Origin of the sequence: Aureimonas sp. SA4125 (assembly GCF_019973775.1) — a bacterium.
In the GTDB taxonomy this organism is placed as follows: Bacteria; Pseudomonadota; Alphaproteobacteria; order Rhizobiales; family Rhizobiaceae; genus Plantimonas.
This window is the reverse complement of sequence record NZ_AP025032.1, coordinates 2,083,334-2,108,584: the sequence shown is the minus strand read 5'-3', so window position 1 is coordinate 2,108,584 and position 25,251 is coordinate 2,083,334. Positions and strand designations below refer to the sequence as shown.

The 25,251-nt window shown below is 67.8% G+C and carries 18 protein-coding genes and 2 riboswitches; all 18 genes read left to right on the top strand.

From position 1 onward, the window contains the following. The first annotated feature begins 43 nt into the window (after positions 1-43). Positions 44-928: a sugar phosphate isomerase/epimerase gene (locus Sa4125_RS09750; protein WP_224006492.1), complete on the top strand. Its 885-nt coding sequence runs from the start codon at positions 44-46 to the stop codon at positions 926-928. Positions 929-1,037: 109 nt separating this feature from the next. Beyond that, complete coding sequence (locus Sa4125_RS09745; RefSeq protein ID WP_224006490.1) at positions 1,038-2,258, top strand: ROK family transcriptional regulator; 1,221 nt, start codon at positions 1,038-1,040, stop codon at positions 2,256-2,258. A gap of 260 nt (positions 2,259-2,518) precedes the next feature. Continuing rightward, on the top strand, positions 2,519-3,520 hold the full coding sequence (locus Sa4125_RS09740) for a sugar kinase (RefSeq protein ID WP_224006487.1): 1,002 nt from the start codon (positions 2,519-2,521) through the stop codon (positions 3,518-3,520). Between the two features lie 68 nt (positions 3,521-3,588). Continuing rightward, a complete protein-coding gene (locus Sa4125_RS09735; protein WP_224006484.1) occupies positions 3,589-4,353 on the top strand; it encodes a glucose 1-dehydrogenase in 765 nt (254 codons plus the stop codon). A 42-nt stretch (positions 4,354-4,395) separates the two neighbouring features. Then, positions 4,396-5,124: an SDR family oxidoreductase gene (locus Sa4125_RS09730; RefSeq protein ID WP_224006481.1), complete on the top strand. Its 729-nt coding sequence runs from the start codon at positions 4,396-4,398 to the stop codon at positions 5,122-5,124. Between the two features lie 72 nt (positions 5,125-5,196). Beyond that, positions 5,197-5,970: an SDR family oxidoreductase gene (locus Sa4125_RS09725; protein WP_224006478.1), complete on the top strand. Its 774-nt coding sequence runs from the start codon at positions 5,197-5,199 to the stop codon at positions 5,968-5,970. Positions 5,971-6,401: 431 nt separating this feature from the next. Then, positions 6,402-7,382 carry a non-homologous end-joining DNA ligase gene (gene ligD, locus Sa4125_RS09720; protein ID WP_224007713.1) on the top strand — a complete coding sequence of 327 codons (981 nt, stop codon included), beginning with the start codon at positions 6,402-6,404 and terminating at the stop codon, positions 7,380-7,382. A gap of 103 nt (positions 7,383-7,485) precedes the next feature. Further along, a riboswitch (guanidine-I (ykkC/yxkD leader) is annotated at positions 7,486-7,584 on the top strand. A 75-nt stretch (positions 7,585-7,659) separates the two neighbouring features. Beyond that, positions 7,660-8,727, top strand: coding sequence for a putative urea ABC transporter substrate-binding protein (locus tag Sa4125_RS09715; RefSeq protein WP_224006474.1), 1,068 nt, complete (start codon positions 7,660-7,662; stop codon positions 8,725-8,727). Positions 8,728-8,903: 176 nt separating this feature from the next. Further along, positions 8,904-9,016: riboswitch (guanidine-I (ykkC/yxkD leader) on the top strand. Positions 9,017-9,141: 125 nt separating this feature from the next. Continuing rightward, on the top strand, positions 9,142-9,957 hold the full coding sequence (locus Sa4125_RS09710; RefSeq protein WP_224007711.1) for an ABC transporter permease subunit: 816 nt from the start codon (positions 9,142-9,144) through the stop codon (positions 9,955-9,957). Then, positions 9,954-10,796: an ATP-binding cassette domain-containing protein gene (locus Sa4125_RS09705; protein WP_224006471.1), complete on the top strand. Its 843-nt coding sequence runs from the start codon at positions 9,954-9,956 to the stop codon at positions 10,794-10,796. The genes Sa4125_RS09710 and Sa4125_RS09705 overlap by 4 nt, the downstream gene beginning before the upstream one ends. 10 nt (positions 10,797-10,806) lie before the next feature. After that, entirely contained in the window at positions 10,807-11,631 is an 825-nt protein-coding gene (locus tag Sa4125_RS09700; protein WP_224006468.1) for an urea amidolyase associated protein UAAP1, read from the top strand. Positions 11,632-11,642: 11 nt separating this feature from the next. Continuing rightward, positions 11,643-12,293: an urea amidolyase associated protein UAAP2 gene (locus Sa4125_RS09695; RefSeq protein WP_224006465.1), complete on the top strand. Its 651-nt coding sequence runs from the start codon at positions 11,643-11,645 to the stop codon at positions 12,291-12,293. Between the two features lie 3 nt (positions 12,294-12,296). Continuing rightward, on the top strand, positions 12,297-15,833 hold the full coding sequence (uca, locus tag Sa4125_RS09690; RefSeq protein ID WP_224006462.1) for an urea carboxylase: 3,537 nt from the start codon (positions 12,297-12,299) through the stop codon (positions 15,831-15,833). Beyond that, positions 15,830-17,629, top strand: coding sequence for an allophanate hydrolase (atzF, locus tag Sa4125_RS09685; RefSeq protein ID WP_224006459.1), 1,800 nt, complete (start codon positions 15,830-15,832; stop codon positions 17,627-17,629). Before uca ends, atzF begins: the two co-directional genes overlap by 4 nt. 245 nt (positions 17,630-17,874) lie before the next feature. Next, positions 17,875-19,122 (top strand): acyl-CoA dehydrogenase, encoded by a 1,248-nt coding sequence (locus Sa4125_RS09680; RefSeq protein WP_224006456.1) that lies wholly within the window; start codon positions 17,875-17,877, stop codon positions 19,120-19,122. 615 nt (positions 19,123-19,737) lie between these two features. Then, positions 19,738-19,974 (top strand): hypothetical protein, encoded by a 237-nt coding sequence (locus tag Sa4125_RS09675; protein WP_224006453.1) that lies wholly within the window; start codon positions 19,738-19,740, stop codon positions 19,972-19,974. A gap of 154 nt (positions 19,975-20,128) precedes the next feature. Next, entirely contained in the window at positions 20,129-22,381 is a 2,253-nt protein-coding gene (locus Sa4125_RS09670; protein ID WP_224006450.1) for a trehalase family glycosidase, read from the top strand. Beyond that, positions 22,378-25,212 (top strand): hypothetical protein, encoded by a 2,835-nt coding sequence (locus Sa4125_RS09665; protein ID WP_224006447.1) that lies wholly within the window; start codon positions 22,378-22,380, stop codon positions 25,210-25,212. The genes Sa4125_RS09670 and Sa4125_RS09665 overlap by 4 nt, the downstream gene beginning before the upstream one ends. Positions 25,213-25,251: the final 39 nt, after the last annotated feature.

The window sequence follows — 25,251 nt, the reverse complement described above, 5'->3', positions numbered from 1 at the left end:
GGTATACAACAATTAAGAAAAGCGCCCTGCGGAGGAGAAAGTCATGCGTCGTCTCGGAATCCATTCCTTCTGCTGGACTGGCGGGGCCACCCAGGACGACATCGAGAAGGCGATGGAGGCCTCTGCCGGCTGTGGCTTCAAGCTGATCGAACTGGCCTATCTCAGGCCGGAAAAGTTTGACCTCGATCGCCTCGCCAGGCGCGCGCAGTCGCTCGACCTCGACATCGCCGTCACCATGGGCCTGCCGGCCGCATCCGACGTATCCAGCGAGGACCCCGATGCGGTAAGGCGTGGCGAGGCGCTTCTGGCCAGCGCCGTGACGGCCGTGCGAGACGTCGGCGGCTCGAAGCTCGGCGGCATTCTCTATTCCGCCCACATGAAATACGCCGCGATGCCGACTGACCGCGGTCGTCAGAACAGCGTGGAGGCGATCGCCAGGACCGCGGACATCGCCCAGGCGGCGGGGATCGACCTCGTGCTCGAAATCGTCAATCGCTTCGAGACCAACCTTCTCAACACCACCGCACAAGGCCTGGACTTCATCGCCGCCACCGGTTCGGACCATGTGCGGCTCCACCTGGACACGTTCCACATGAACATCGAGGAGGCCAACCCCGCCGCCGCGATCCGGTTGGCCGGCGACAGGCTTGGCTATTTCCACATCGGCGAGAGCAATCGGGGCTATCTGGGCGACGGCACCATCAACTTCGACCTGATCTTCGACGCGTTGCTGGACATCGGCTATGACCGGGACATCACATTCGAATCCTTCTCCAGCGCCGTCGTCGACGAAGGCCTGTCCATCGCCTGCGCGATCTGGCGCGACACATGGACGGAAAACCTGCCGCTCGCGCGGCACGCCAAGGCCTATATCGACATCCGGCGGGAGGAAGCGGCGCGGCGCCGCGCCACGGTGAGCCGCGCCTGATCGCAGCCAGCCCGCGAGGACCGCGCAGGGTTGCAGCCCCCCGGTGCCGGTTCTATGCAGGATCGCGTTCAAGCCAACCCGTCGCGCCTTCCGACGTAAGGAAATGCCGTTGTCCGACCCCGCCGCGATCGCCAGTTCTCCCCGCCGCGTGCGGCAGAGCAACGAGGTCGCCGCCCTGCAGGCACTCCACCAGTTCGGCCGGCTGAGCCGGGCCGAACTCGCGCGCAAGCTGAAGGTCAACCGCTCGTCAGCCGGCCATATTATCGCCGGGCTCACCGCCAGCGGGCTTGTGCGCGAGGTGGTGCAGGATGCTGCGGAGAGACCGAACTATGCTCGCGCGGGCCGCCCCGGCATCCTGTTGCAGCTGGTGCCCGACGCGATGTTCTTCCTCGGCATCGAGATCGGCGTCGAACACATCAGCGTCGTCGAGCTCGATCTGGAGGCGAAGATCGTCTCGTCGAGTGTCGAGCCGCTCGACGTGCCCTCGCTGGGGATCGAGGCGGCGGTCGAGCGCGCGGTGCGGCAAGCCTCGAAGTCGATCCCGCCGGAACGGTGGGAGCGCTGCGAGGGCGTGGGCCTGTCGGTGCCCGCACAGATGGACAAGAACGGTCTCCTCCGCATCGCGCCACTGCTCGGCTGGCGCAACCTCAACCTGGCCAAGATCGTCGAGAAGGCGCTGCCGGTTGCCGTCGCGGTGATGGCGGAAAACGACGCGAATGCCTTCGCCATCGGTGCCAGCTATGGCCGAGCGGCGCCGATATCCGGGGTCACCCTGTTCCTGGTCCTGGAGAGCGGCGTCGGCGGCGGCATCATCGTCGACGGCGTCCTCCTGCGCGGCGCCCACGGGCTCGCCGGCGAGATCGGCCATCTGAAGGTTCTGGAAGGCGAGCCCGGCCGCACGCTGGAAGAGATGATCGGACTGGAAAGCCTGATCGGCGCCTATCGCGAGCCGAACAGCACCGAGTTGCCGAGCTTCGACAGGCTGGTCGCCGACGTTCGCGACCGGGTACCGCGCGCGGTCGCCATCGCGGAGGAATGGGCAAGGGCGCTGGCCTTCGGCCTCGTCCAGGCCTGCCGCATCATCGACCCGGATAGGATCGTCCTCGGCGGATCGGTCGCCGCGCTCTATCCGCTCGTGGCCAAGCGGGTATCGGCCTATGTGGAGCAAGGGCAGGAAAGCAGCTTCCCCTGCCCCGAGATCACCGTGAACGAGGAAGCCGCGTTCGGCGGCGCCTTCGGTGCAGCCTGCATGATGCACCAGCGTTTCGTTTCCGTGGACGCGGCCCGCTACGTCGAGGTTGCTGCGCCGAGCGACGACGAGCCTGCGTGATGACGCGCTGGACACCGTCGCGGCTGGCCACTCGGTGTCCAGCGCGCCGTTCCGCGTCGCTCCCCCGCCTTCGCCCTGATAATATGTTGCGCCTTGATACAATCTCGTTTACGCCTGACTGAAAATCGGCGCCAGCGGGCGTCCTGACCCAGTGGCCGGGCACGCGAACTCCGTCCCGTCACCGTTGGGTGGCCCGCAGGGAACGACCGAGCGTGGGAGGAACGGCATGAACGCCGCTGACAGCGAAAGCCGCGCCGGCGATGGCTGACGCATCCGCCAGGTTGACGCCGTCGCGGTTGGCGCCGGACGGGCTCGGGCCGACCGTCGTGATCGGAGAGATCCTCGTCGAGATCATGGCCGTCGAGCCGGGCTTTGGCTTCCTCGAGCCGCTGCATCTGGTCGGCCCCTATCCCAGCGGCGCGCCGGCCATCTTCATCGACCAGTGCGCCCGGATCGGCGGCCGGGCGGCCATCGTTGCCTGTGTCGGCGACGACGATTTCGGACGCATCAATATCAGGCGGCTGCGCAAAGACGGCGTCGACGTCTCGGCGATCGCCGTCAGCCCGTGCCTTCCGACCGGCAGCGCCTTCGTGCGCTACCGTGGCGATGGAACCCGTGACTTCGTCTACAATATTGCGACCTCGGCCGCGGCCGAGATCGGGCCGACGGAAGCATCCCTTGCCCTGTTCGCACGTGCCGGCCACCTCCACGTGATGGGCACCGCCTTTGCCATTCCCGGCGTCTGGGAACTGATCCAGCAGGCCATGGAAACGATCCGCGCGCGCGGCGGCAGCGTCTCGTTCGATCCGAACCTGCGCAAGGAACTGCTAGGCCAGGGTCAGACGCATCAGCGCTTTCAGGCGCTCGTCGACAGCGCGGATCTGCTGCTGCCCTCTGGCGGCGAGCTGTCCGTCGCCGCCGGCGTCGACGGCGAGGCAGAGGCGGTCGCCGCCCTCTTCGCCCGCGGCGTCGGGGAGATCGCGCTGAAGCGCGGCGGGCGCGGCTCGACCGTCTTTGCAGCCGATGGGACGCGCATCGACTGCCCCGCCTTCGCCGTCGCGGAAGTCGACCCGACCGGCGCCGGAGACTGTTTTGGCGGCGCCTATGTCGCCCTCCGGCGTCTCGGCCTCGCGCCGGCGGAGGCGCTGACCTACGCCAACGCCGCCGGCGCCCGCAACGTCGCCGTGCGCGGGCCGATGGAGGGGGCAGGTTCCCGCGCCGAGCTCGAGGCATTCATCGCGGCGACGGACCGTGTCGCCTGAGGGCGGCGCCACGCATGCGCTCCGGACAGCCGTCCGGGCGTGGATCACGACACCAGGGAGGGAGACCCATGTCACTTGGTCAATTTCGTCTCGATGGAAAGGTCGCGCTGATTACGGGCGGCAACCGCGGCATCGGGCTCGCCTGTGCCGAGATTTTTGGCGAGGCCGGCGCCCGATCCGTCCTCACCGCCCGGCGCGACAATCCCGAGGCGGATGAACTGCTCAAGAGCAAAGGCTACGAATACGACTTCGTCTCGGCCGACGCGACCGCGGAGGATACGCCCGAGCGACTGGTCCAGCACACGCTGGACAAGTACGGACAGATCGACATCCTGATCAACAATGCCGGGATCGCCCGGCATGGCGACACCACCGATTTCGACGACACGCGGGTCAACGACCTGATCGCCACCAACATCACCCAGGTTTTCCGCTTCTCGCGCGCCGTCCTGCCGGTCATGCAGCGCCAGGGTGGCGGCTCGATTCTCAATGTCGGGTCGATGTCGGGGTTCGCCACCAACATGCCGCAGCGCCAGGTCATGTACAACGCGTCGAAGGCGGCGGTGCACATGATGACAAAGAGCCTCGCCAGCGAGTTCGCCGCCGAGAACATCCGCGTGAACGCCGTCGCTCCAGGCTACATCGACACCGACATGTCGCGCGGCGGCTTCACCAACCCGGACTGGGACCCGATCTGGCGCGGCCGCACGCCGATGGGCCGCTATGGCAGCGCCGAAGAGGTCGCCAACTGCGTGCTCTTCCTGGTCTCGCCCGCGGCGGGATACGTCACCGGTTCGGTGCTTCTGGTCGATGGCGGCTACACCACGCGTTAGCGCGACCGCCAGAGCCGACATCAATCATTGGGAGGAAAGTTCATGAGCGAAATTCTGTCCGGCAAGGTCGTTGCGATCACCGGCGCTGCCTCGGGCATCGGTCTCGCCTGCGCCAGGATGGCCGTGGCCGAGGGTGCCACGGTCTTTCTGGTCGACTGGGCAAAGGACCAGCTGGATGCGCTGTGCGCCGAGCTCGGCGCCTCGGCCCACGCGGTCGTCGTCGATCTCACCAGCCCTGAAAGCGTCGCGGGCATGCTGCCGCAGATTCTCGCCAAGGCGGGCCATCTCGACATCTTCCACGCCAATGCCGGGTCCTACGTCGCCGGCGACGTCTCGGACGGCGACCCGGACGCCTGGGATCGCATGCTGGCGCTCAACATCAACGGCGTGTTCCGCTCTGTGCAGGCGGTGCTGCCGCACATGATCGAACGCAAGACCGGCGACATCATCGTCACAACCTCGGTCGCCGGCCATGAGCCTATCCAGTGGGAACCGATCTATTCGGCATCCAAGCATGCCGTGCAGGTCTTCGTGCACACCCTTCGCCGCCAGGTGATCAAGCACGGGCTGCGCGTCGGCGCCGTCGCACCGGGTCCTGTGCGCACCGCACTTCTCGACGACTGGCCGAAGGACCGGCTGGAACGGGCGATCGCCTCGGGTAGCCTGATCGAGCCGCGAGAAGTTGCCGAGGCGGTGCTGTTCATGGTCTCGCGGCCGCGCAACGTCACCATTCGCGACCTCGTCATCCTGCCGCAGGCGCAGGACGTCTGACGGCGCCCGCCACAACCGACCTGCCCCCCCCCCGGCGGCGGGCCTCAGGGATTTCGGAATGGGAGTGACACCATGCAGATGAAGCGTTTCCGGGTCGACGGCGAAGTGGCCGCGATTACCGGCGGCGGCCGCGGCATCGGCCTTGCCTGCGCGGAGGTCTTCGCCGAAGCGGGAGCCAGGCTGGTGCTGATCGAGCCGACGGAGGAGGCCGGCCTTGCCGGCAAGGCCGCGCTCGCTGCCAAGGGCTTCGACGCCGAGGCCCTTGTCGGCGACGTCACTTCTTCGGTGCGGATGACCGAAATTGCCGACATGCTGGCGGCACGAGGCACCCCGGTGACGATCCTCGTCAACAATGCCGGCATCGGCGAGAGCGGCATTGCGGCCGAGGATGTCACCGACGCCTCCTGGCTGCGGATGATGGACGTGAACGTCAACGGGGTGTTCTGGTGCTCGCGGGCCTTCGGCCGGCACATGATCGCGGCCAAGCGAGGCGCAATCGTCAATCTCGGCTCGATGTCAGGCACCATCGCCAACCGGCCGCAGCCGCAGACGCCCTACAACGTCTCCAAGGCCGCGGTGCATCACCTGACCCGCTCGATGGGTGCCGAATGGGCGCAACACGGCGTGCGCGTCAACGCGGTGGCGCCGACATACATCGAGACGCCGATGGTGCACGCAAACCCGCTGAACCGAGACCGCATCCCGGGTTGGCTGGCCGACACGCCGATGGGCCGCATGGGCCAGCCGGACGAAGTGGCTTCGGCCGTGCTCTTTCTGGCCTCCGATGCAGCCAGCCTGATGACCGGTGCGATCGTCGCGGTCGATGGTGGCTTCACCTGCTGGTAGGGATGGAGCCAAATCCGGCAAAATTCTCGCCGCGCTTTCCAACGATCTCCGTCGTCACTTCGGACGATGACTCCGGCCAAGGCTTGCCGCGCCGGCACTTCTTGTCCTTGTCAGGAGGTGAGGTCGGAGGTGTCGCTTTGCATTGCCCGGACGGCAATGGACACGGCGATCCGCTGGACCACCTGACGGTCTTTCGGCCTGCGCTCCTCGAGCGACGGTTCCGGACAGATCTCGTTGTCGTGCGTCCTGCCCCGCGGCGAAGGCCTGGAGGGTGGATCGCGGCGATTTCCCCCGGTCCGGCAGGCTCTGGCTGTGTTTCCACGAGAAATTAACGCCTTTCGCCGCCCAATGCGGAGATGGCCAGACGTCCCCCCGGCACTCCGCGATCCCTGCCGCTTCGGCGCGAAACCGAAACGGCCCTGCGTGGGCCGATGGCGCCGGCGCGCGATCCGCGGCAGCCGCAGCTTCCGCTCGACCCGATGCCTTCGCGTGTCGAGCCCTGCCTCGCGCTGCTCGCGTCGCAGCCGCCGATCGGACGCGACTGGAGTTTCGAGGTAAAGTGGGACGGGTACCGCCTGGCCGTCCACGTCGAGCCGCAGGGCGTGCGGATCCTCACCCGCGGCGGGCATGACTGGACGCATCGGTTTCCCGGCATCGCGGCGGCAGCGAAAGCGCTCGACGTCTCGACGCTCATCCTCGACGGCGAGGCGGTGGTGCTGGACGCGGAGGGGCGCTCCGACTTTGGCGCGCTGCAGCAGGCGCTGGGCGGGCGCAGCGGCAAGCGCGCGGCGGGCGAGGCCCTCCTCTACGCCTTCGACCTCCTCTACCTCGACGGCATGGACCTTACCGGCATGGCCCTGGCGGAACGCCGGCATCTCCTCGAAAGCCTCCTTTCCGGGCAGACGGGAGAGGTCCGCCTGTCGGAGGAGATCGAGGCCGATGGCGCGGCCCTCCTGAAAATCGCCTGCCAGCATGGCCTGGAAGGGATCATCGCCAAGCACCGCGACCGCCCCTATCGCTCGGGCCGGCAGGGCGACTGGGTGAAGATCAAGTGCGTCAGGAGCGAGAGCTTCGCCGTGATCGGCTACGAGCCGTCGACCGCGATGCGCGGCGCCATTGCCAGCCTCCTTTTGGCCGCGCGGCGCGGGAAGGATCTCGTCTTCGTCGGTTCGGTCGGGACAGGCTTCAGCCAGGACGCGGCGCGCGCGCTGAAGGTGCGCCTCGACACACTCGAGATTTCAGCGCCGGCGGCGACGCTCCCGGCGGACGCCAGCAATCGGCTGGTGTTCGCGCGTCCCGATCTCGTCGCCGAGATCGAATTCCGGGCCTGGACCAGCGACGGGCGTCTGCGGCATGCCGCGTTCAAGGGCCTGCGCGACGCGGCGGATGTCGGCGCCGTGCTGGAGATCTGACGGCCATCCTCGCGCACCGGAATTGATGGTGGCCCCGAGGTTCTGCGCGGAATGCGGCGGACGGGCATTCCGCGAGATGGCACCGAACTTGCTTCGATCGACGTGAGTTGAAAGCTAGGGTTCCGGCCATGTGGCGTCTGCGACCGAGAGCTTTCGCCCGCCCCGATAGGCGGGTCCACGGCGGGGGAAAAGCCCGGGAGACCTCGACAGGCTGGAGGGCGCGCTGCCCTCAAGGCTGTGCGTCGCTCTGTCCCAACCGTCGCCCGAAAGGCTCTCCATGCGCATCAAATCCCTCGTATCCGCGACCCTTCTGGCTGTCGCGCTGGCCACGGCCCCCACCGCCGCGATCGCCGCGGAAAAGACCGCCTTCAAGCTCGGCTGGTCGATCTATGTCGGCTGGATGCCCTGGGGCTGGGCCGATGACACCGGTATCGTCAAGAAATGGGCCGACAAGTACGGCATCACGATCGAGGTCACGCAGTTCAATGACTACGTCGAGTCGATCAACCAGTTCACGGCGTCCGACTACGACGCCGTGACCCTTACCAACATGGACGCGCTGTCGATTCCCTCGGCTGGTGGCGTCGACACATCCGTGGTGGTGATCAACGACTATTCGAACGGCAACGACATGGTCATCGCCAAGAACGCCAAGGACGTGGCCGGCCTGAAGGGCGAGAAGATCAACCTCGTCGAGCTGTCGGTCTCGGAATATCTTCTCGTGCGCGCGCTCGAAACCGCCGGCCTGACGTCGAGGGACGTCACCGTCGTCAACACTTCCGATGCCGACATGGTCGCTGCCGCGGCGACGCCTGATGTCTCCACCGTCGTCACCTGGAACCCGCTGGCCTCCGAGATCGTCGCCGCCGGCAATGGCACGGCGATCTTCGATTCCTCGAAGATCCCGGGCGAGATCATGGACCTCACCGTGGCCAAGACCGAGGTCCTCGCCGACAATCCTGCCTTCGGCAAGGCACTGGCCGGGATCTGGTATGAGACCATGGGAGTCATGACCGCCGAAACGCCCGAGGGCGCCGCCGCCCGCGCCGCCATGGGTGCCTCCTCCGGCACGGATCAGAAGGGTTTCGAGTCGCAACTCTCGGCGACGAACCTGTTCGCGACGCCCCAGGCCGGCCTCGACTTCGTCAACAGTGCCGACCTCAGCGCCAAGATGGACGCCGTTCGCCAGTTCCTCTTCGCCAAGGGCCTGTTCGGCGCCGGTGCCGCTTCGGCCGACATCGTCGGTATCGCGCTCGCGAACGGCGACACGCTCGGCGATCCCGCCAACGTCAAGCTGCGCTTTGACCCGGTCTTCATGCAGGCCGCAGCCGACGGCAAGCTGTAGCAAACTTGCCGGCGTCGCCAGTCGGCGCCGGCAACGGCCGGAAATGAGTCCGGCCACATTTCCATGCATGCAACCGTGCAGATGCCTAATATTCGAGCAAGCTGGCCCATGTCACACGCGGCGCAGTCCGGGAGACAGGCCGCTGCAGTCTGGCACGGTCCTTGCGTGGGACGTTTTGAGTTGGCGGCTAGGGTTCCGGTCTCGTCCCTCGGGAGAGATGCTGGTCCGAGAGCTGCCGCCGGGCGGGAGACATCCGCACGGCGCACGGCGGGACAAAAACCCGGGAGACCTCGCAAGCCAACGGACCGGCGCTGCCGGTTGCTGAACGCTCGTCAGGGAATGCCGCCGCCGATGTCACGGGTCTATATCCCTCCTGTCGCCCCATCAGGCCCTTCCCCCGGCCGGACAAAAGGGCTGCGCTGGATCAACCGGCGACCAAGCCGGACGGGCGCGCTGTTTCTGGCCCTCCTGCCGTTCGTCCTCGCCATCCTCGTCTATGCCGTCGCTTCCGAGGCGCGGCTGGCCGCCAATCCGGCGGACAAGCTGCTGCCGGCCTTTGCCGACCTCGTCGACGGTGTGAAGCGCATGGCGTTCACGCCCGACGCCCGCAGCGGCGACTACCTCATGTGGGTCGATACGCTGGCGAGCCTGCAGCGGCTCCTGTCGGCGCTCGCCATCGCCACGATCGTCGGCCTCGTCACGGGGCTCGTCCTCGGCCTCCTGCCGCTGGCGCGCGCGACCTTCGCGCCGTTCGTCGCGGTAGTGTCGATGGTGCCGCCACTGGCGCTGCTGCCGATCCTCTTCATTCTTCTCGGTCTTGGCGAGAGTGCCAAGATCACCCTCATCACCATCGGCATCACGCCTTTCCTCATCCGCGACCTTGCCGCCCGCGTCGAGGAGCTGCCGCGCGAGCAGACGATCAAGGCAGAGACGCTCGGCAGCAGCAGCTGGCAGATCGCCCTCCGGGTGACGCTGCCGCAGGTCCTGCCAAGGCTTCTGGATTCGCTGCGCCTGTCGCTCGGACCGGCCTGGCTGTTCCTGATCGCGGCCGAGGCCATCGCGTCGGAATCGGGGCTCGGCTACCGCATCTTCCTCGTCCGTCGCTACCTCTCGATGGAGGTGATCCTGCCGTATGTCGCCTGGATCACCCTCCTCGCCTTCCTGATGGATCTCTGTCTGCGCCGCCTTCAGGCAAAGGCCTTTCCCTGGTTTGCCGGGAGAGCCGGATGAGCGGCACCCTCTCCATCCGCAACGTCTGGAAGGAGTTCGGCGACCAGGTCGTCCTCGAGCGCATCGATCTCGACATCGCGCCCCGCGCCTTCGTGGCGCTCGTCGGCCCGTCCGGCTGCGGCAAGACCACCTTCCTGCGCATGCTCCTCTCGCAGGAAAGGCCGACGCGGGGCGAGATCCTCCTGAACGGACGGCCTCTTGCCGCCGAGGCCGGTCCGGACCGTGGTGTCGTCTTCCAGCGCTATTCCGTCTTTCCGCACCTGACGGCGGTTGGAAACGTCATGTTGGCGCGCGAATTCCAGACCGGCGGCGTCCTCGCCCGGCTGTTCGGCGCCGACCGGCGCCGCGCGCGCGACGACGCCATGGCACTGCTTGTCGAGGTCGGTCTTGGCGGCCAGGAGGATAAATATCCGGCGCAGCTGTCGGGCGGCATGCAGCAGCGACTTGCCCTTGCGCAGGCGCTGATGCAGCGGCCAAAGATCCTTCTCCTCGACGAGCCCTTCGGCGCCCTCGACCGGGGCATCCGCGCCGATATCCACGCCCTGATGCGCCGGATCTGGAACAGCGCCGACCTCACCGTCGTGATGGTGACGCACGACCTGTCCGAGGCCTTTGGCCTGGCGTCGCGGGTGGTCGCCTTCGAGCGTCCGCGCGACCGGCCGGAGGAGCGCGAGCGCTACGGCGCGACGATCACCCGCGACATCGCGCTCTGGCCGCCGCGCCTCGCCGCACCGCTCGGCACGGAAGTCCCGCCAATGGCGCCACCGCCTCCCCCGGCCCGCGACGACGCGGCGACGGTGTTCTCTCCTGGCCGGGACGACCCGGCGCTTTCCGCCTGAAGGACCCCCCATGCCCCAGACCGAGGACGCCCGCGCCGCCACGGCCGAACACAGGCGCCGCTATGATGCGCTGAAATCGGCCGGAACCGGCGTTTCCCCGGAGGCCCTGCCCGGCCCGACGGCGCCGGACGCAGTCCCGATCGATCCCGCGACCGTGGTCGGCCGCGAGACCATCCCCGGCGGCTGGTATGCGCCGCTGCGGCTGAAGCGCGGCGAGACGCTGCGGCTGGTCGATGTCGAGGGAACGGCCGCGGCCTCGCTTCTCGCCTGGAACGCGGCCGACCCGTCGGAGCGGCTGAACCATGCCGATACGATGAAGATCCAGTGGTCGGCGCGCCTTCGCAAGGGACGCGTGATCTTCTCCGACATGGGCCGCGTTCTCCTGTCGATCACCGAGGATACGAGCGCCGCGCATGACGCGCTCGCCGGCGGCTCGACCGCGGCCTCGACCCTGTTGCGGTTCGGCGAGGGGAGTTTCCGCAATACCCGCGACAACTTCATCCAGGGCGCGCTGAAGCTTGGCCTGTCGCGCCGTGACATTGCGCCCTGCGTCACCTTCTTCGCCCCGGTCTCGGTCACCGCTGACGGTGCGTTGGAATGGCGGAACGGCGGGCGGCAGCGAGGCGGGTTCGTCGACCTCCGGGCCGAAATGGATCTTCTTCTCGTCGTCTCCTGCGCGCCGCATCCGCTCGACCCCGCCCCCGTCTATGCGCCGGGACCCGTCGAGGCGATCCGCTTCAAGGGCACCGAGCCCGGTCGCGATGATCTCTGCCGCAACGCCTCGATCGAAGCCAGACGCGGCTTCGACAACACACTCACTTACCTCGCCGGCTGAAGGACCAGAGCATGCCCCCGATCTTCGACGGCTCCCCCTCTCATGTACCCCTGCCCCGCCTCGACCATGTCGTTCCCGCGCGCGCTCCCTGGTCCGGCATCGTGCGCCAAGGCGAGACGCTGCGCCTTGTCGACAGCTTTGGGCAGCAGGCGGTCGATACGCTCTTCTACCGCGCCGACGACTTTGGCGAGCGCTACAGCGCGCAGGATACGCTGCGGGCGCAAGGCGCTGCCTATCTCGGCACCGGCACAAAACTCCTCTCCAACGAGGGCCGGGTCATGCTGACCATCACCGCCGATAGCTGCGGCCGGCACGACACGTCTGCCGGCGCCTGCTCCTGCGAATCCAACACCGCCCGGTTCGGCGAGGAGACACGCTATCTCCATTCCTGCCGCGAAAACTTCCTGCTCGAGGTCTCGCGCCAAGGCATGAGCAAGCGTGACATCGTGCCGAACATCAACTTCTTCATGAACGTGCCGATCGACCCGGCCGGCGATCTCGTCATCGCCGACGGCCTGTCGGAACCCGGCGGCACGGTCGAGATGGTGGCGGCGATGGACGTCCTCTGCGTCATCTCCAACTGTCCGCAGGTCAACAATCCCTGCAACGGCTTCGATCCGACCCCGATCCGCGTCCAGATCTTCCCGCCCGAAGGTCTCTGAGGCATGTTCCGAAAGGTCCTCATCGCCAATCGCGGCGAGATCGTCGGGAGAATCACGCGGACGCTCCGGCAGATGGGCATCTCGTCGGTCGCCGTCGCGTCGGAGGCCGACCGTTTTCACCGTGCCGTCCTGGACGCGGACGAGCATCTGGTAATCGGTCCTGCGCCTGCAGGGGAAAGCTATCTCTGCATCGAAAAGATCCTCGCCGCGTGCAGGCGTACCGGCGCCGAGGCGGTGCATCCCGGCTACGGCTTCCTGTCGGAGAATGCCGGCTTCGCCCGGATACTCGAGGCGGAAGGCATCGCCTTCATCGGCCCCAGGCCTGAGCATCTCGAGGCATTCGGCCTGAAGCATTCGGCGCGGGCCCTGGCCGAGGCGGCGGGCGTCCCGCTGCTGCCGGGCTCGGGTCTTCTCGCCGATCTCGGCGCAGCGCTGGAAGCGGCCGAGGCAATCGGTTTTCCCGTGATCTTGAAGTCGACGGCCGGCGGCGGCGGCATCGGCATGCAGGTCTGCCGCGATGCGGCCGACCTGTCGGAAAAATTCGCCAATGTGCAGCGCATGGCGCAGGCGAGTTTCGGCGACGCGCGCGTCTATCTCGAGCGCTTCGTCGCCACCGCCCGCCACATCGAGGTGCAGATCTTCGGCAACGGCAAAGGCCAGGTGACAGCGCTCGGCGAGCGCGACTGCTCGCTACAGCGCCGCCACCAGAAGGTGGTCGAGGAAACGCCCGCGCCCGGCATCTCGGCGGGGACGCGCGCGGCGCTTCTCGATGCGGCGGTACGACTTGGTGAAAGCGTCGCCTACGCATCCGCCGGCACGGTCGAGTTCGTCTACGATGCCGAACGCGAGGATTTCGCCTTCCTCGAAGTGAACACGCGGCTCCAGGTCGAGCACCCCGTCACCGAAATGGTCACCGGCATCGACCTCGTCGAATGGATGATCCGGCAGGCCGCCGGCGAGGACGTGCTGGCGGGCCATGTGCCGACCGCACCCCAGGGCGCGGCGATCGAGGTCCGGCTCTATGCCGAGAGCGCGCTGCAGGATTTCCGCCCGAGCGCCGGACGGCTGACGGCGGTGAATTTTCCGCCGGCGAGCGAGAATGTCCGGGTCGACGGCTGGATCGAGACTGGCAGCGACGTCACGCCCTTCTACGATCCGATGCTGGCGAAGATCATCGTGCGTGGCGCGGATCGTCCCGCGGCCATCGCAGCCCTGCGGTCGGCGCTGGAGGCGACGACGGTCGCCGGGATCGAGACCAATCTCGGCTATCTCAGAGCCATCGCAAGGAGCGACATGTTCGCCGATGGCGCCGTCGCGACCTCGGTCCTCGGTGATTTCCCCTATCGGCCCGAGGCGATCGAGGTGATCCTGCCCGGCGCCCAGACGAGCCTGCAGGAACTGCCGGGCCGGCTCGGCCTCTGGCATGTCGGCGTGCCGCCGAGCGGGCCGATGGACGCGGTCTCCTTCGCCCTCGCCAATCGCGCCGTCGGCAATGCGCCGGAGACGGCCGCGCTGGAACTGACCCTGTCGGGGCCGACGCTCCGCTTCCACGCCGATGCCACGATGGCGCTCGCCGGCGCCAAGATGGCGGCACGGATCGCCGATCGCCCGGTGGCCTGGGGCGAGCCCGTCCTCGTGTCGGCCGGCGAGACGCTGGTGCTCGGCGGCATCGAGGGGCCGGGACAGCGGACCTATCTTGCCGTGCGCGGCGGCCTCGATGCCGCAGAAATCCTCGGATCGCGCGCGACTTTCGCGCTCGGCGGTTTCGGCGGCCATGCGACCGGCACGCTGAAGCCCGGAGACATCCTGCCTTTCGGCGGGCGGCCACACGTTTCCGAGCCGGCAGCGCAGCCATTGCCGCTCCTCTCGCATGCCTGGACCCTTGCCGTGGTCTACGGCCCCCACGGCGCACCGGACTTCTTCACCGAAGAGGACATCGCGACGCTTTTCGCCGCGACCTACGAGGTGCATTTCAACAGCGCCCGCACGGGCGTCCGACTGATCGGGCCAAAACCCGAATGGGCGCGGGCCGACGGCGGGGAAGCAGGACTCCACCCGTCGAACCTGCACGACAACGCCTATGCCATCGGCGCGCTCGACTTCACCGGCGACACGCCGATCATTCTCGGGCCGGACGGGCCGAGTCTTGGCGGCTTCGTCTGCCCGGCCGTGGTCGCGGCCGAGGATCTCTGGAAGATCGGTCAGCTGAAGCCGGGAGACGCCGTCCGCTTCCACCCCGTCCCCCGCCCGGCCGATCCGGTGGCCGGGCCCGTCATCCACGCCCGACCGGACGCCGGCTCCGCGGTTCTTGCGCGCAACGACGGGGCTGCCGTCCCCGTCGTGTACCGGCGCCAGGGCGACGCAAACCTCCTCGTCGAATACGGCGCCATGTCGCTCGACATCGGCCTGCGCCTCCGGGCTGAAGTGCTGATGCGCGCTTTGCAGGAGGCGCGGCTGGCGGGCGTGATAGACCTGACGCCGGGCATCCGCTCGCTGCAGGTGCATTACGACCCCGCGGTCCTCTCACGGGCAAGACTGCTGGGTGCGCTGGCGGAAATCGAAGGGGGGCTGCCGGCGATCGAGGACATCGTGGTCCCGAGCCGCATCGTCCATCTGCCGCTGTCCTGGAACGATCCCGACATCCAGCTGGCGGCGCGAAAGTATCAGGAGCTCGTCAGGCCGAACGCACCCTGGTGCCCCGACAACATCGAGTTCATCCGGCGCATCAACGGCCTTGCGGACGAGGCAGCCGTCAAGCGCACGATCTTCGACGCCCGCTATCTCGTGATGGGGCTCGGCGACGTCTATCTCGGCGCGCCGGTGGCGACGCCCCTCGACCCGCGCCACCGGCTGGTGACGACGAAATACAATCCGGCCCGCACCTGGACGCCGGAAAACGCCGTGGGCATCGGCGGCGCCTACATGTGCATCTACGGGATGGAGGGTCCGGGCGGCTACCAGCTGTTCGGTCGGACCCTCCAGGTCTGGAACGCCTGGCGGAAAACGAGGGAGTTCGAGAACCCCTGGCTCCTGCGCTTCTTCGACCAGATCCGCTTCTACCCCGTCGACGGGGCGGAACTGGCCGAGGCGCGCGTGGCGTTTCCGCATGGGGCCTATCCCATCCGGATCGAGGAAACGGCGTTTCGCTACCGCGATCATCTGACGATGCTTGGCACCGAAGGCGCGTCGATCACGGTCGCCAAGCGCCGCCAGCAGGAGGCTTTCGAGGCGGAGCGCCAGCGCTGGAAGGCGGACGGCATCGACGACGCGGTCGCCGATGCGGCCTTTGCGCCCGACCCCGCCGAATTGCCGGCCGGTTGCTCGGCGCTGACGACGCATGTGCCGGGAAGCGTCTGGAAGATCCTCGTCGCCGACGGCGCTATCGTCGAGGCGGGCGACACGGTCGCGATTCTGGAGTCGATGAAGATGGAGATCGCCGTCCCCGCACTCCAGCGCGGACGAGTCCGTGAGATCCGCACCGAGCCCGGCCGGCAATTGCGTGCCGGCGACATTATTGCCGTTCTGGAGGCTTTGACATGACCGCCCTGCCCGCCGTTCTCGACTTCGCCGCGCTGCGATCCTTCTACGCCACGGGCGGCACGCCGCTCGCGATGGTCGAGGAAGTGATCCGGCGCATGGTAGGCTCGGGCGATCCGGCGATCTTCATCACCCCGGTTGCCCCGGAGGCCCTGCGGGAGGCGGCGCGCACCTTGATGGCGCGTGCGCCGGAGCCGGGTTCGCTGCCGCTCTGGGGGCTACCTTTCGCTGCCAAGGACAATATCGACGTCGCCGGCCTGCCGACGACGGCCGCCTGTCCGGCTTTTGCCTACGATCCCGCAAGTGATGCGACGGTCATCGCGCGGCTGACGGCAGCCGGCGCGCTCCTCGTCGGCAAGACCAATCTCGACCAGTTCGCCACGGGCCTGAACGGCAGCCGTTCGCCCTATGGCGCGCCGCGCTCCGTCTTCGATGCCGACTACGTCTCCGGCGGTTCCAGTTCCGGCTCGGCCGTCGCCGTGGCGTCAGGCCTTGCCGCCTTTGCGCTCGGCACCGACACGGCCGGTTCCGGCCGGGTGCCGGCGGCCTTCAATAACCTCGTCGGCATCAAGCCCTCGCCCGGGCGGATCCCGACGACGGGCGTGGTGCCGGCCTGCCGCAGCATCGATGTCGTCACCGTGTTCGCGGCGAGCGTCGCCGACGGCATCGCGGTTCGCCGGATCGCCGAAGGGTTCGATCCGAGCGACGAATACAGCCGGACATTCGACGACATCGCCCTGCCGACACGGCTCCGGATCGGCGTGCTCAGGTCGGAGGAGCGCGAGTTCTTCGGCAATGACGCCTATGCCGCGCTCTATGAGGAGGCGATCGAGCGGGCGAAGACCCTGGGCGCCGAGATCGTCGAGTTCGACTATCGCCCGTTCCGCCTGGCGGCCGCCCTCCTTTATGAAGGACCCTGGGTGGCCGAGCGATTTGCGGCGGTGAAGGAATTCATCGGGATCCACGCGGACGCCATGGATCCGACGGTGCGACGGATCATCGAGGGCGCCAGAGGCATGACCGCGGTCGATGCCTTCGAGGGGCAGTACAAGCTTGCAGCCTACAGGCGGCAGGCGGAAGCCGAATGGGCCAAGGTCGACGCGCTGCTGCTGCCGACATCGCCCGACATCCAGACGGTCGACGCGATGCTGGCCGATCCCATCGCCCTGAATGCCCGCTTCGGTCGCTTCACTAATTTCGCCAACTTCTTCGGCTGCGCCGCGATTGCGGTTCCCGCCGGCTTCACGTCGGCTGGTCTCCCCTTCGGCGTCCAGCTGGTCGCACCGGGGGATACGGACGAGGCACTCGCCGTCTTTGCCGACAGGATGCACGCGGCAGCCGCGACCGGCGCCGGCCTTGCCCGCGATCTCCCGACGCCACCGCTGCCGACGCCCTCGGAGACCGGGCGCATCGCCGTCGCCGTCGTCGGCGCGCATCTCACAGGCATGCCCCTCAACCACCAGCTGACCAGCCGCAAGGCGCGGTTCCTGCGCGAGGACCGCACCGCGCCCGACTACCGCCTCTACGCCCTCGCCGGAACGGTGCCGGCGAAACCCGGCCTCGTGCGCGAGCCGGGCTTTGCCGGTCCCGGCCTGATCGTCGAGATCTGGTCGCTGGATGCCGCAGGCTTCGGCAGTTTCGTCGCCGAGATCCCGCAGCCGCTGGGCATCGGCAAGCTGACGCTGGCCGATGGCAGCTGCGTTTCAGGCTTTATCGCCGAACCCGCGGCGGTATCGGGAGCGACCGAGGTGACGGCGTTCGGCGGCTGGCGCGCCTATGTCGCATCGCTCGCCCCTTGAGAAGGCCCATGGGCCTCGCCATCATTTGGGACGAGGTGCAGGGCAGATGAGCAGGACCGCGATCCTTCGCCCGCACCCCGGGGCAGCCGACCGCTGTCGTGGAAAACGAGCCGGCGGTCCGCTCGCCTTACGCCGACGAAGGACTGCCGAAACCGGAAAACGCGGGCCGGGGCTTGCCCGAGCGCTTGCGTCCCTGTCATTGAAGACCTGACGCAGCCGTCCGCCGCGCCAGCAAGGAGAGCGCCATGTCCGCCGCCGCCCCGACGAGTCCAGCCCCCTCGTCCTTTTCCGCCGTGCCAACACAGCCCAAGGCAGACGCCGCCTTCGACTGGGCCGATCCGTTCCGCCTCGACGACCAGCTCTCGGAAGACGAGCGCATGATCTTCGAGTCGGCCGCCGCCTATGCCGAGGAAAAGCTGCGGCCGCGCATCGTCGACGCCTATCGCGACGAGAGCTTCGACCGCTCGGTCTTCAACGAGATGGGCGAACTTGGCCTGCTCGGCGTGACGCTGCCGGAAGACTACGGCTGCGCTGCCGCATCCTACGTGTCCTACGGCCTCGTTGCGCGCGCCGTCGAGCGTGTCGACTCCGGCTACCGCTCGATGATGTCGGTGCAGTCCTCGCTGGTGATGTATCCGATCTACGCCTACGGCTCGGAGGCGCAGCGGAGGAAGTATCTGCCGAAACTCGCCTCGGGCGAATGGATCGGCTGCTTCGGCCTGACCGAGCCGGATGCGGGCTCGGATCCCGGTGGCATGACGACGCGGGCGGAGAAGGTCGCGGACGGCTATCGCCTGACCGGCGCCAAGATGTGGATCTCCAATTCTCCCGTTGCCGACGTCTTCGTCGTCTGGGCGAAGTCGGCCGAGCACGACGACAAGATCCGCGGCTTCATCCTGGAAAAAGGCATGGCGGGCCTCTCCGCGCCGAAGATTTCCGGCAAGCTCTCGCTGCGCGCCTCGATCACCGGCGAGATCGTCATGGACGGCGTGATCGTGCCGGAGGAGAATCTCCTGCCCAACGTGTCGGGCCTCAAAGGGCCGTTCGGCTGCCTCAACCGCGCCCGCTACGGCATTTCCTGGGGCACGATGGGCGCCGCCGAGGATTGCTGGTTCCGCGCCCGCTCCTATACGCTGGAGCGCAAGCAGTTCGGCCGGCCGCTGGCCGCCACGCAGCTGATCCAGAAGAAGCTCGCCGACATGCAGACGGAGATCGCGCTCGGCCTGCAGGGATCCCTGCGCGTCGGCCGCCTGTTCGACGAGGGCAAGATGGCCCCGGAGATGATCAGCCTCGTCAAGCGCAACAACTGCGGCAAGGCCCTCGACATCGCGCGCCAGGCCCGCGACATGCATGGCGGCAACGGCATCATGGGCGAGTACCACGTCATCCGACACTCGCAGAACCTCGAGACGGTCAACACCTATGAGGGCACGCACGATGTCCACGCGCTGATCCTCGGGCGGGCGCAGACCGGGCTGCAGGCGTTCTTCTGAGCCCACGACTGGAGGCCGCGGCGTAATCCTGCCGCGGCTGCTCGGCGGACTGGGACCTCTGGCCCGACCTTCATTGCGACGGCCAGGCCGCGAGGATTACCTTTGCCGACCCCGAGAGCTTTCGCGTGCACGATGAAGGTGAGCTTCTGACCTGCCGGGCTGCACGCCGTGCACAGGGCGCAGAGTTCGGGACCATCCATGCGATGGAGACAGTATCGTCTGCCGACGAATTCGCCGACGGGTTCGGCGAAGGCAAGGCATTGCGGCCCTTCTTGGTGGCGGGGCTCGACACGCGCGTGGAGGTGGATGGCGTTCACTTGCCCCAAGTCCTATCCGGGTCCGGCATGTCTGCTTGGGTCGAACGGCCGATCCGTTGGTGGCTCTTGCTACCGAATGCCGCTTCGATCCCTATTCGGCTCCGAATGGTGCCGCCATGTCGACCTCCCCTGGGTCAAAGCCGGGTCAGGCGCTTCGACCAGCAGCCAGAGCAGTTGTTTCCGACGGGGTCTGACCATGAAAGGCCGCGTTGGCGTGGTCTTGTCGGCAATGGAGAGAAGCGCTCTATTTCAACATCCGCCGGCCGCTCGAACGAGTCGGCGCAACGGGAGGATGACCATGCCGAGGACACGATACGTGATCGAAACCGGGAACGACGCGGACGGCGGCTGGACCGCGGGCAGCTTCCACGAGGCCTTCAACGCCGCCGATGATGCGGCGGCCAAGGGCGGCCTGCGGACCGCGCTGACCGGGCTCGGCTACCAGCAGGGCGAGGAGACCCATGTCCGTCTTCTCGATCCCGATAAGGCCGAGATCGCAAGGTACCCCCTGAACGAGGCCTTCTGGACAAGCTAGACGGAGCGTTCGGCACGCGCTTTGCAGCCGACAATCCTGGCCGTCTCATTCGACCAAACCGGATCCTTCCGTCCTTCCGACGGCATGCTAGGAAGGACCGCGCGGTGCGACCTCCGTCGCGCCGGCGGCCGTCGCCCTTTCCCAGGATCGCCTCATGCTCGTCGACCCGACCATTCCTGCCGGCGATGCCTGGAACACCTGGAGCGATCGCCCGGCGGAAATGGTGTTCCTGCCGCTCGGCGTGCGGGTGACGCCGGTTCTCTATGCGGCAAGCCTCGGCAAGGCGACGACGCTTGCGATGATGCGGGACCTCCTCCCCGGCCGGCACGGCCTCCATGGCGAGGCGGTGGAGTTCGAGGCCGAGCACGGCGGCACGCGCCTCGCCTTCGCCTATGCCAAGCGCGATCCCTGGACGATCAGTGGCAACTGGAAGGATTTCCACCGGGCCGAGTGGGGTCTGCGCTTCTGGGTGACGATCTGTCTCTCGACTGATTCTGGCGAAGAGGTGCGGTTCAGCCAGACCGATGGCGCGGCGGTGGTCCGGATCGGCTCTCGCTGCGTCGCGCTCGCCTCGCGCGAGACCCCCGTGCAGGTCACGGGCCATGCGAGCGTCGAGGCTCTCGTCGCCGACTACGACGCCCACGGCTATTTCGACATTGCCAGCCGATCGACCGCGGCGCCCGTCATCGCCTTGCGCTTCAATCTGGAAATGCAGCCGCACGGTGCCTTTGCCGCTGCCGTCGCCGATACGCCGGAACTGGCGATCGCGCGGGCGGAAGCGGCCGTCGCAGACGCCGGCCGAGCCGTCGGCGATCCCAGCGCCCCGCCGCCTCTTGCAACCCAGACGGGCCGCCATGCCGGCGCCCTCGACGCGGTCCGCGACGTGATGGGCTGGAACACGCTCTATGATCGCCGCAATCACCGCCGTACCACCGCCGTGAGCCGCATCTGGAATCTCGGCGACTTCGCGGTCTGGTTCAACGACCAGACCTATGCCGCACTGATGACAGGTGTTTTCGATCCCGCACTTGGGCGCGAAAACCTCGCAGTCGCCATGGCGAGCGCGACGCCGCAGGGCAATATCGCCTGCCTTCTGACCTCGCGAGATTCCTGGGTGGACCGCAGCCAGCCGCCGAACGGCGCCTTCATCGCCTGGACGATGTATCTGCGCAGCCGCGATCGCTCGCTGCTCGATCTCGCCTACGCGACGTTTGTGCGCAACCAGCGATGGTGGCGAGAGCATCGCGACCCGGACGGGCACGGCCTCGTTTCCTGCGGCACCGACGAGGTCGGCGCGGGGCTCTACAAGGGCACGCATTTCGGCGCCCGCAACGAGACCGGCATGGACAATTCGCCGACGCATGACGAGGCGTTCTACGATCCGATCACGCGCACGCTGTCGACCCTCGACGTCGGGCTGAACGCGGCCCTCGCGCTCGATGCCGAGATGCTGGCACTCATGGCGGGCGAGCTCGGCCATGCCGAGGACGCTGCCGAATTTGCCGTCCTTGCCGCCGATACGCGCTCCAAAATCCAGAGCGAGCTTTGGGATGAGACACGCGGCCTTTTCGCCAACCGCCAGCGTTCCGGCGGCTTTGTGCAGAGCGTCGGGCCGACGAGCTTCTACCCGCTCCTCTGCGGCGCCGCGACGCCGGAGCAGGCGGCCAGCCTCCTCGCCCATCTGGCCGATCCCCGGACCTTCGGCGGCGAATTCGTCATTGCGAACGTATCGCGCGACGACCCTTCGTTCGCGGACAACGTCTACTGGCGCGGGCGGATCTGGGCGAACGTCAATTTCTTCGTCTGGCAGGGCCTGCGCCGCTACGGTTTCGACGCCGAGGCCAGCGTATTGGCGCAGAAGAGCGTCGCCTTGTTCGAGCAATCCTGGCAGGACCGGCGCCAGTGCGGCGAGAACTATTCGGCGACATCGGGCGAGATCACCGACCGGCCGGACAATGACCCCTTCTACTCCTGGGGCGCCATGATGCCGCTTCTGGGCGTCGCCGAGGTCATGGACGTCGGTCCGTGGAACGGCTGGGAGATCACGAATACCGGTGCTCCCGTCCGGCTCGGTCCGGTCGCGAGCCCGATCGGCGCTGTCACGATCGAGGTGGAAGACGGCGTGCTGACAGTGCTCAAGGGCGATGCACCGGTCTTTTCGACCGGGTTCCACGGGCGGCTCAGCCATCTGGTCATCGAGCGCGGCATGTTTTCTCTTCTCTTGCGTGGCACGGCGGCGCAGGGCGCGACGCTGCGCGTTGCGGTCGACCCTCATCGGTCGCTGGTGTCGGCACGACTCGGCGGGAAGACCGTGACGCCGAGGGTCGCTGACGGCTGGCTGATGGTCGACCTCGCCGCCGCGGCCAGTGGCGACAGGCTCGACCTGCATTTCGCGCCGTCGGCATGAGCGAGGTCGCCCCCGACTTCGAGGTGCCGGACTGGTTCCGGGCGCCCTCCGCCGATTTCCAGCCGTCGACCTTCTGGTTCTGGCACGCCATCCCGTCCGAAGCGGAGATGCTGCGTCAGCTTGCCGACATGGCGGCGACGGGCATCGGGACGATGATGATCCAGCCGCGGCTGGCCCTGCCGATCGAGGACTATCTCTCGCCCGCCTTTCTCGCCGCCTACCGCTTCGCCTGCCAGGAAGCGCGGCGCCTTGGCCTGCGGGTGACCGTTTACGACGAGTACAACTGGATGTCCGGACATGGCGGCGGGCGCACCGTCGCCGGCGCCGACCATCTGCGCGAACGGCATCTCTTCTGGACGAGCGGCACGGTCGGCGAAGAGGGCGCGCTGTCCCTCAACATCTCCGGCATCGCCTCGTCCTTCTACGACTTCCTCGGCGATGTCGGGCGGCACTGGGTCTATGAGGGCGGAGAGCCGCTCTGGGACGAGTGGACCATCGTCGCCGCCGCATCGGGGCCGGCAGTCGAGAATCAGTTGGACGGGAAGTCTGCGCGGCCTGCCGGTGCGCCTGACGCGTCCGGTCAGGATAGTGGATTTGCCGATGCGACGGCCAGCGTCCGCCTCTCAGCCGCGGGTGATGGGGGCTGCAGGATCGCGCTCGTCGAGGCCGGTCTCCCCGCGGGCACGCCGGTTACCGTGTTCGTCGCCGCGCGGTGCCGCTCCTCGCGCATGATCAACTACCTCATGCCCGAGGCGGCCGAGCGTTTTGCCGATGTCGTCTATGCCCCTTTGCTCGAGGCAGCGGGTGGAACGGCCGAGAGCTTCTTCTTCGACCACCCCTATGCCGGCTTCTACCGCTGGGACCAGCATCGGGGCGATCTCGGCAACAGCCCGTTGTGGGATGACCGCCTGCCCGCCCTCCTCGGCGGCGAGGCGCCGCTGGCGCTGCAGCTCCTCTCACTGACCCAAGACGTCGGACCACCGACAGCGAGCCTGCGCGCCGGCTTCTTCGCCGCCTATCAGTTGCAGTTGCACGAGGCCTTCTTCGGCACGTTGTCACGTTGGGCGGCGGCGCGCGGCATTGGTTTCTCCGGCCACGAACTCCTGACGCATGTCGGCGCCTGGGGCCTGCAGGAGGGGATCGGCGGCGTCGATCCCCGCTCCATGCCTGGCGTCGACTACTTCGCCATCGACGCCTATCGCAGCCACACGACCGTCGACGCTGCCGACTACGCCCCGCAACTCGCGGCACGCTTCGGCGACAGCGTCGCCCGCGCCAACGGTCGCAAGCGCTGCACCATCGAGCAATATGCGACTGGCCGGGAAGCCGGCCTGCCGGGCCTGGCAGGCCAATGGGGGCTGACGCTGGAGAAGTTTCGGGCGCAGGCCATCCGGCACCTCCTGTTCGGCGCGCGACAGATCGTGCTGCATTCCTACAACGCCAGCGACGAAACGGACGACGAAAGTCGCTTCCTCTCGCCGCGCTTCGATTTTCCGCCCGGCTTCAACTTCGAGCCCTGGTGGGAAGATTGTCCCGGCGTCCTTGGCGAGCTCTCGCGCATCTCCGCCTTCCTGGAAGACGGCAAACCGCTCCGACCCGTCGCGCTGCTCTACCCGCTGGAAACGATCCGCGCCGGCGCAGGCTCTCCCGACTGCGGACGCCATTTCGGCTGGTGGGCGGAGGCGCTGGCGCAAGCGGGGATCGGCTACGACATCATCGACGAGGCGGGGCTGGAACGGCTCGGTCACGCGCTGGGCTCCTCGAGCACAGCGGGGTCCAAGACAGCGGAGTCCAGGCGAGAGACGCCAGCCACCGGGCTCCCGACAGCGACAGGTGCGAAGGCATCAGCTACCTACGAGACGCTGATCCTCCCTGCGGTCGACACCCTCGCCTCGGTCGGTTCGGCGGAGCACATCGCCGCCTTCGTCGCCGCCGGCGGCCGGTTGCTCGCCTCCGGCGTCCTGCCGTCCCAAAGCCGGGCGGAAGGAGAGGATGCGCAGTGCGCGGGGATTTTCGCTGCCCTCGCCGCATTGCCCGCCGTCCAGCATCTTCCGACTGCATCGAAGCCGACCATCGATGACGCCGTCGCGGCGCTTCCGCGGCCGCAACCCGACATCCGCTTCGACGCAGGCCCTGGCTGGAACACCGTGCTTCGGGACGACGACGCGTGGAAGATTGCCCTCTTCAACGATGCCGACACGACGCGGCGCGTGACGATCACGCTGGGCGGGCCGGTCGGGCTCGTCCGACGCTGGAACCCGGAAACCGGCACCGTTGCCGCCATCGACGTGCACGCTGGCAGGGGCGGTTTCGAAATCGACGTCGGCGCGCAGCAGGTGTTCTGCCTCTCCGTCCGGGATGGCGAGGCGATCCGGCGCGCGCGCCCCAAGCCCGACACATCGCTTGCCCCTCCGCCTGCGGTGGTGCTCGCAGAGGGCTGGACCTTCCAGATCCGCGGCAGCCGGGAAGCGGCGGTCGCCATCGACGTGACACGCGGCTGGGAAGTCCAGGGCTTTGCCGGTCTCGCCGGTACCGGCATCTATCGCTGCGACGCCGTGCTGCCACAACTGGCTGCCGGACTTGCCTGGACCCTCGCCCTGCCCGGCCTTTGCGAAACCGCCGAATGCTTCGTCAACGGCACCTTCGTCGGGCGTCACGTCGCCGGCGAAGCCGCCTTCCCCCTGACTGGCATCAGCGGAAACGCGCATCTTGTCCTTCACGTGCGAAACACGGCCGCCAACCGCTACTATCCCGGCCAGCCCTTCTGGAACGGAACATACGAGCCATCTGGAATCACTGCCACACCCCGCCTGGAAGCACGGGCCTTATGAGGCCCGGCCGGATCCGCTTGAGCCGACCGGGTCGAACGA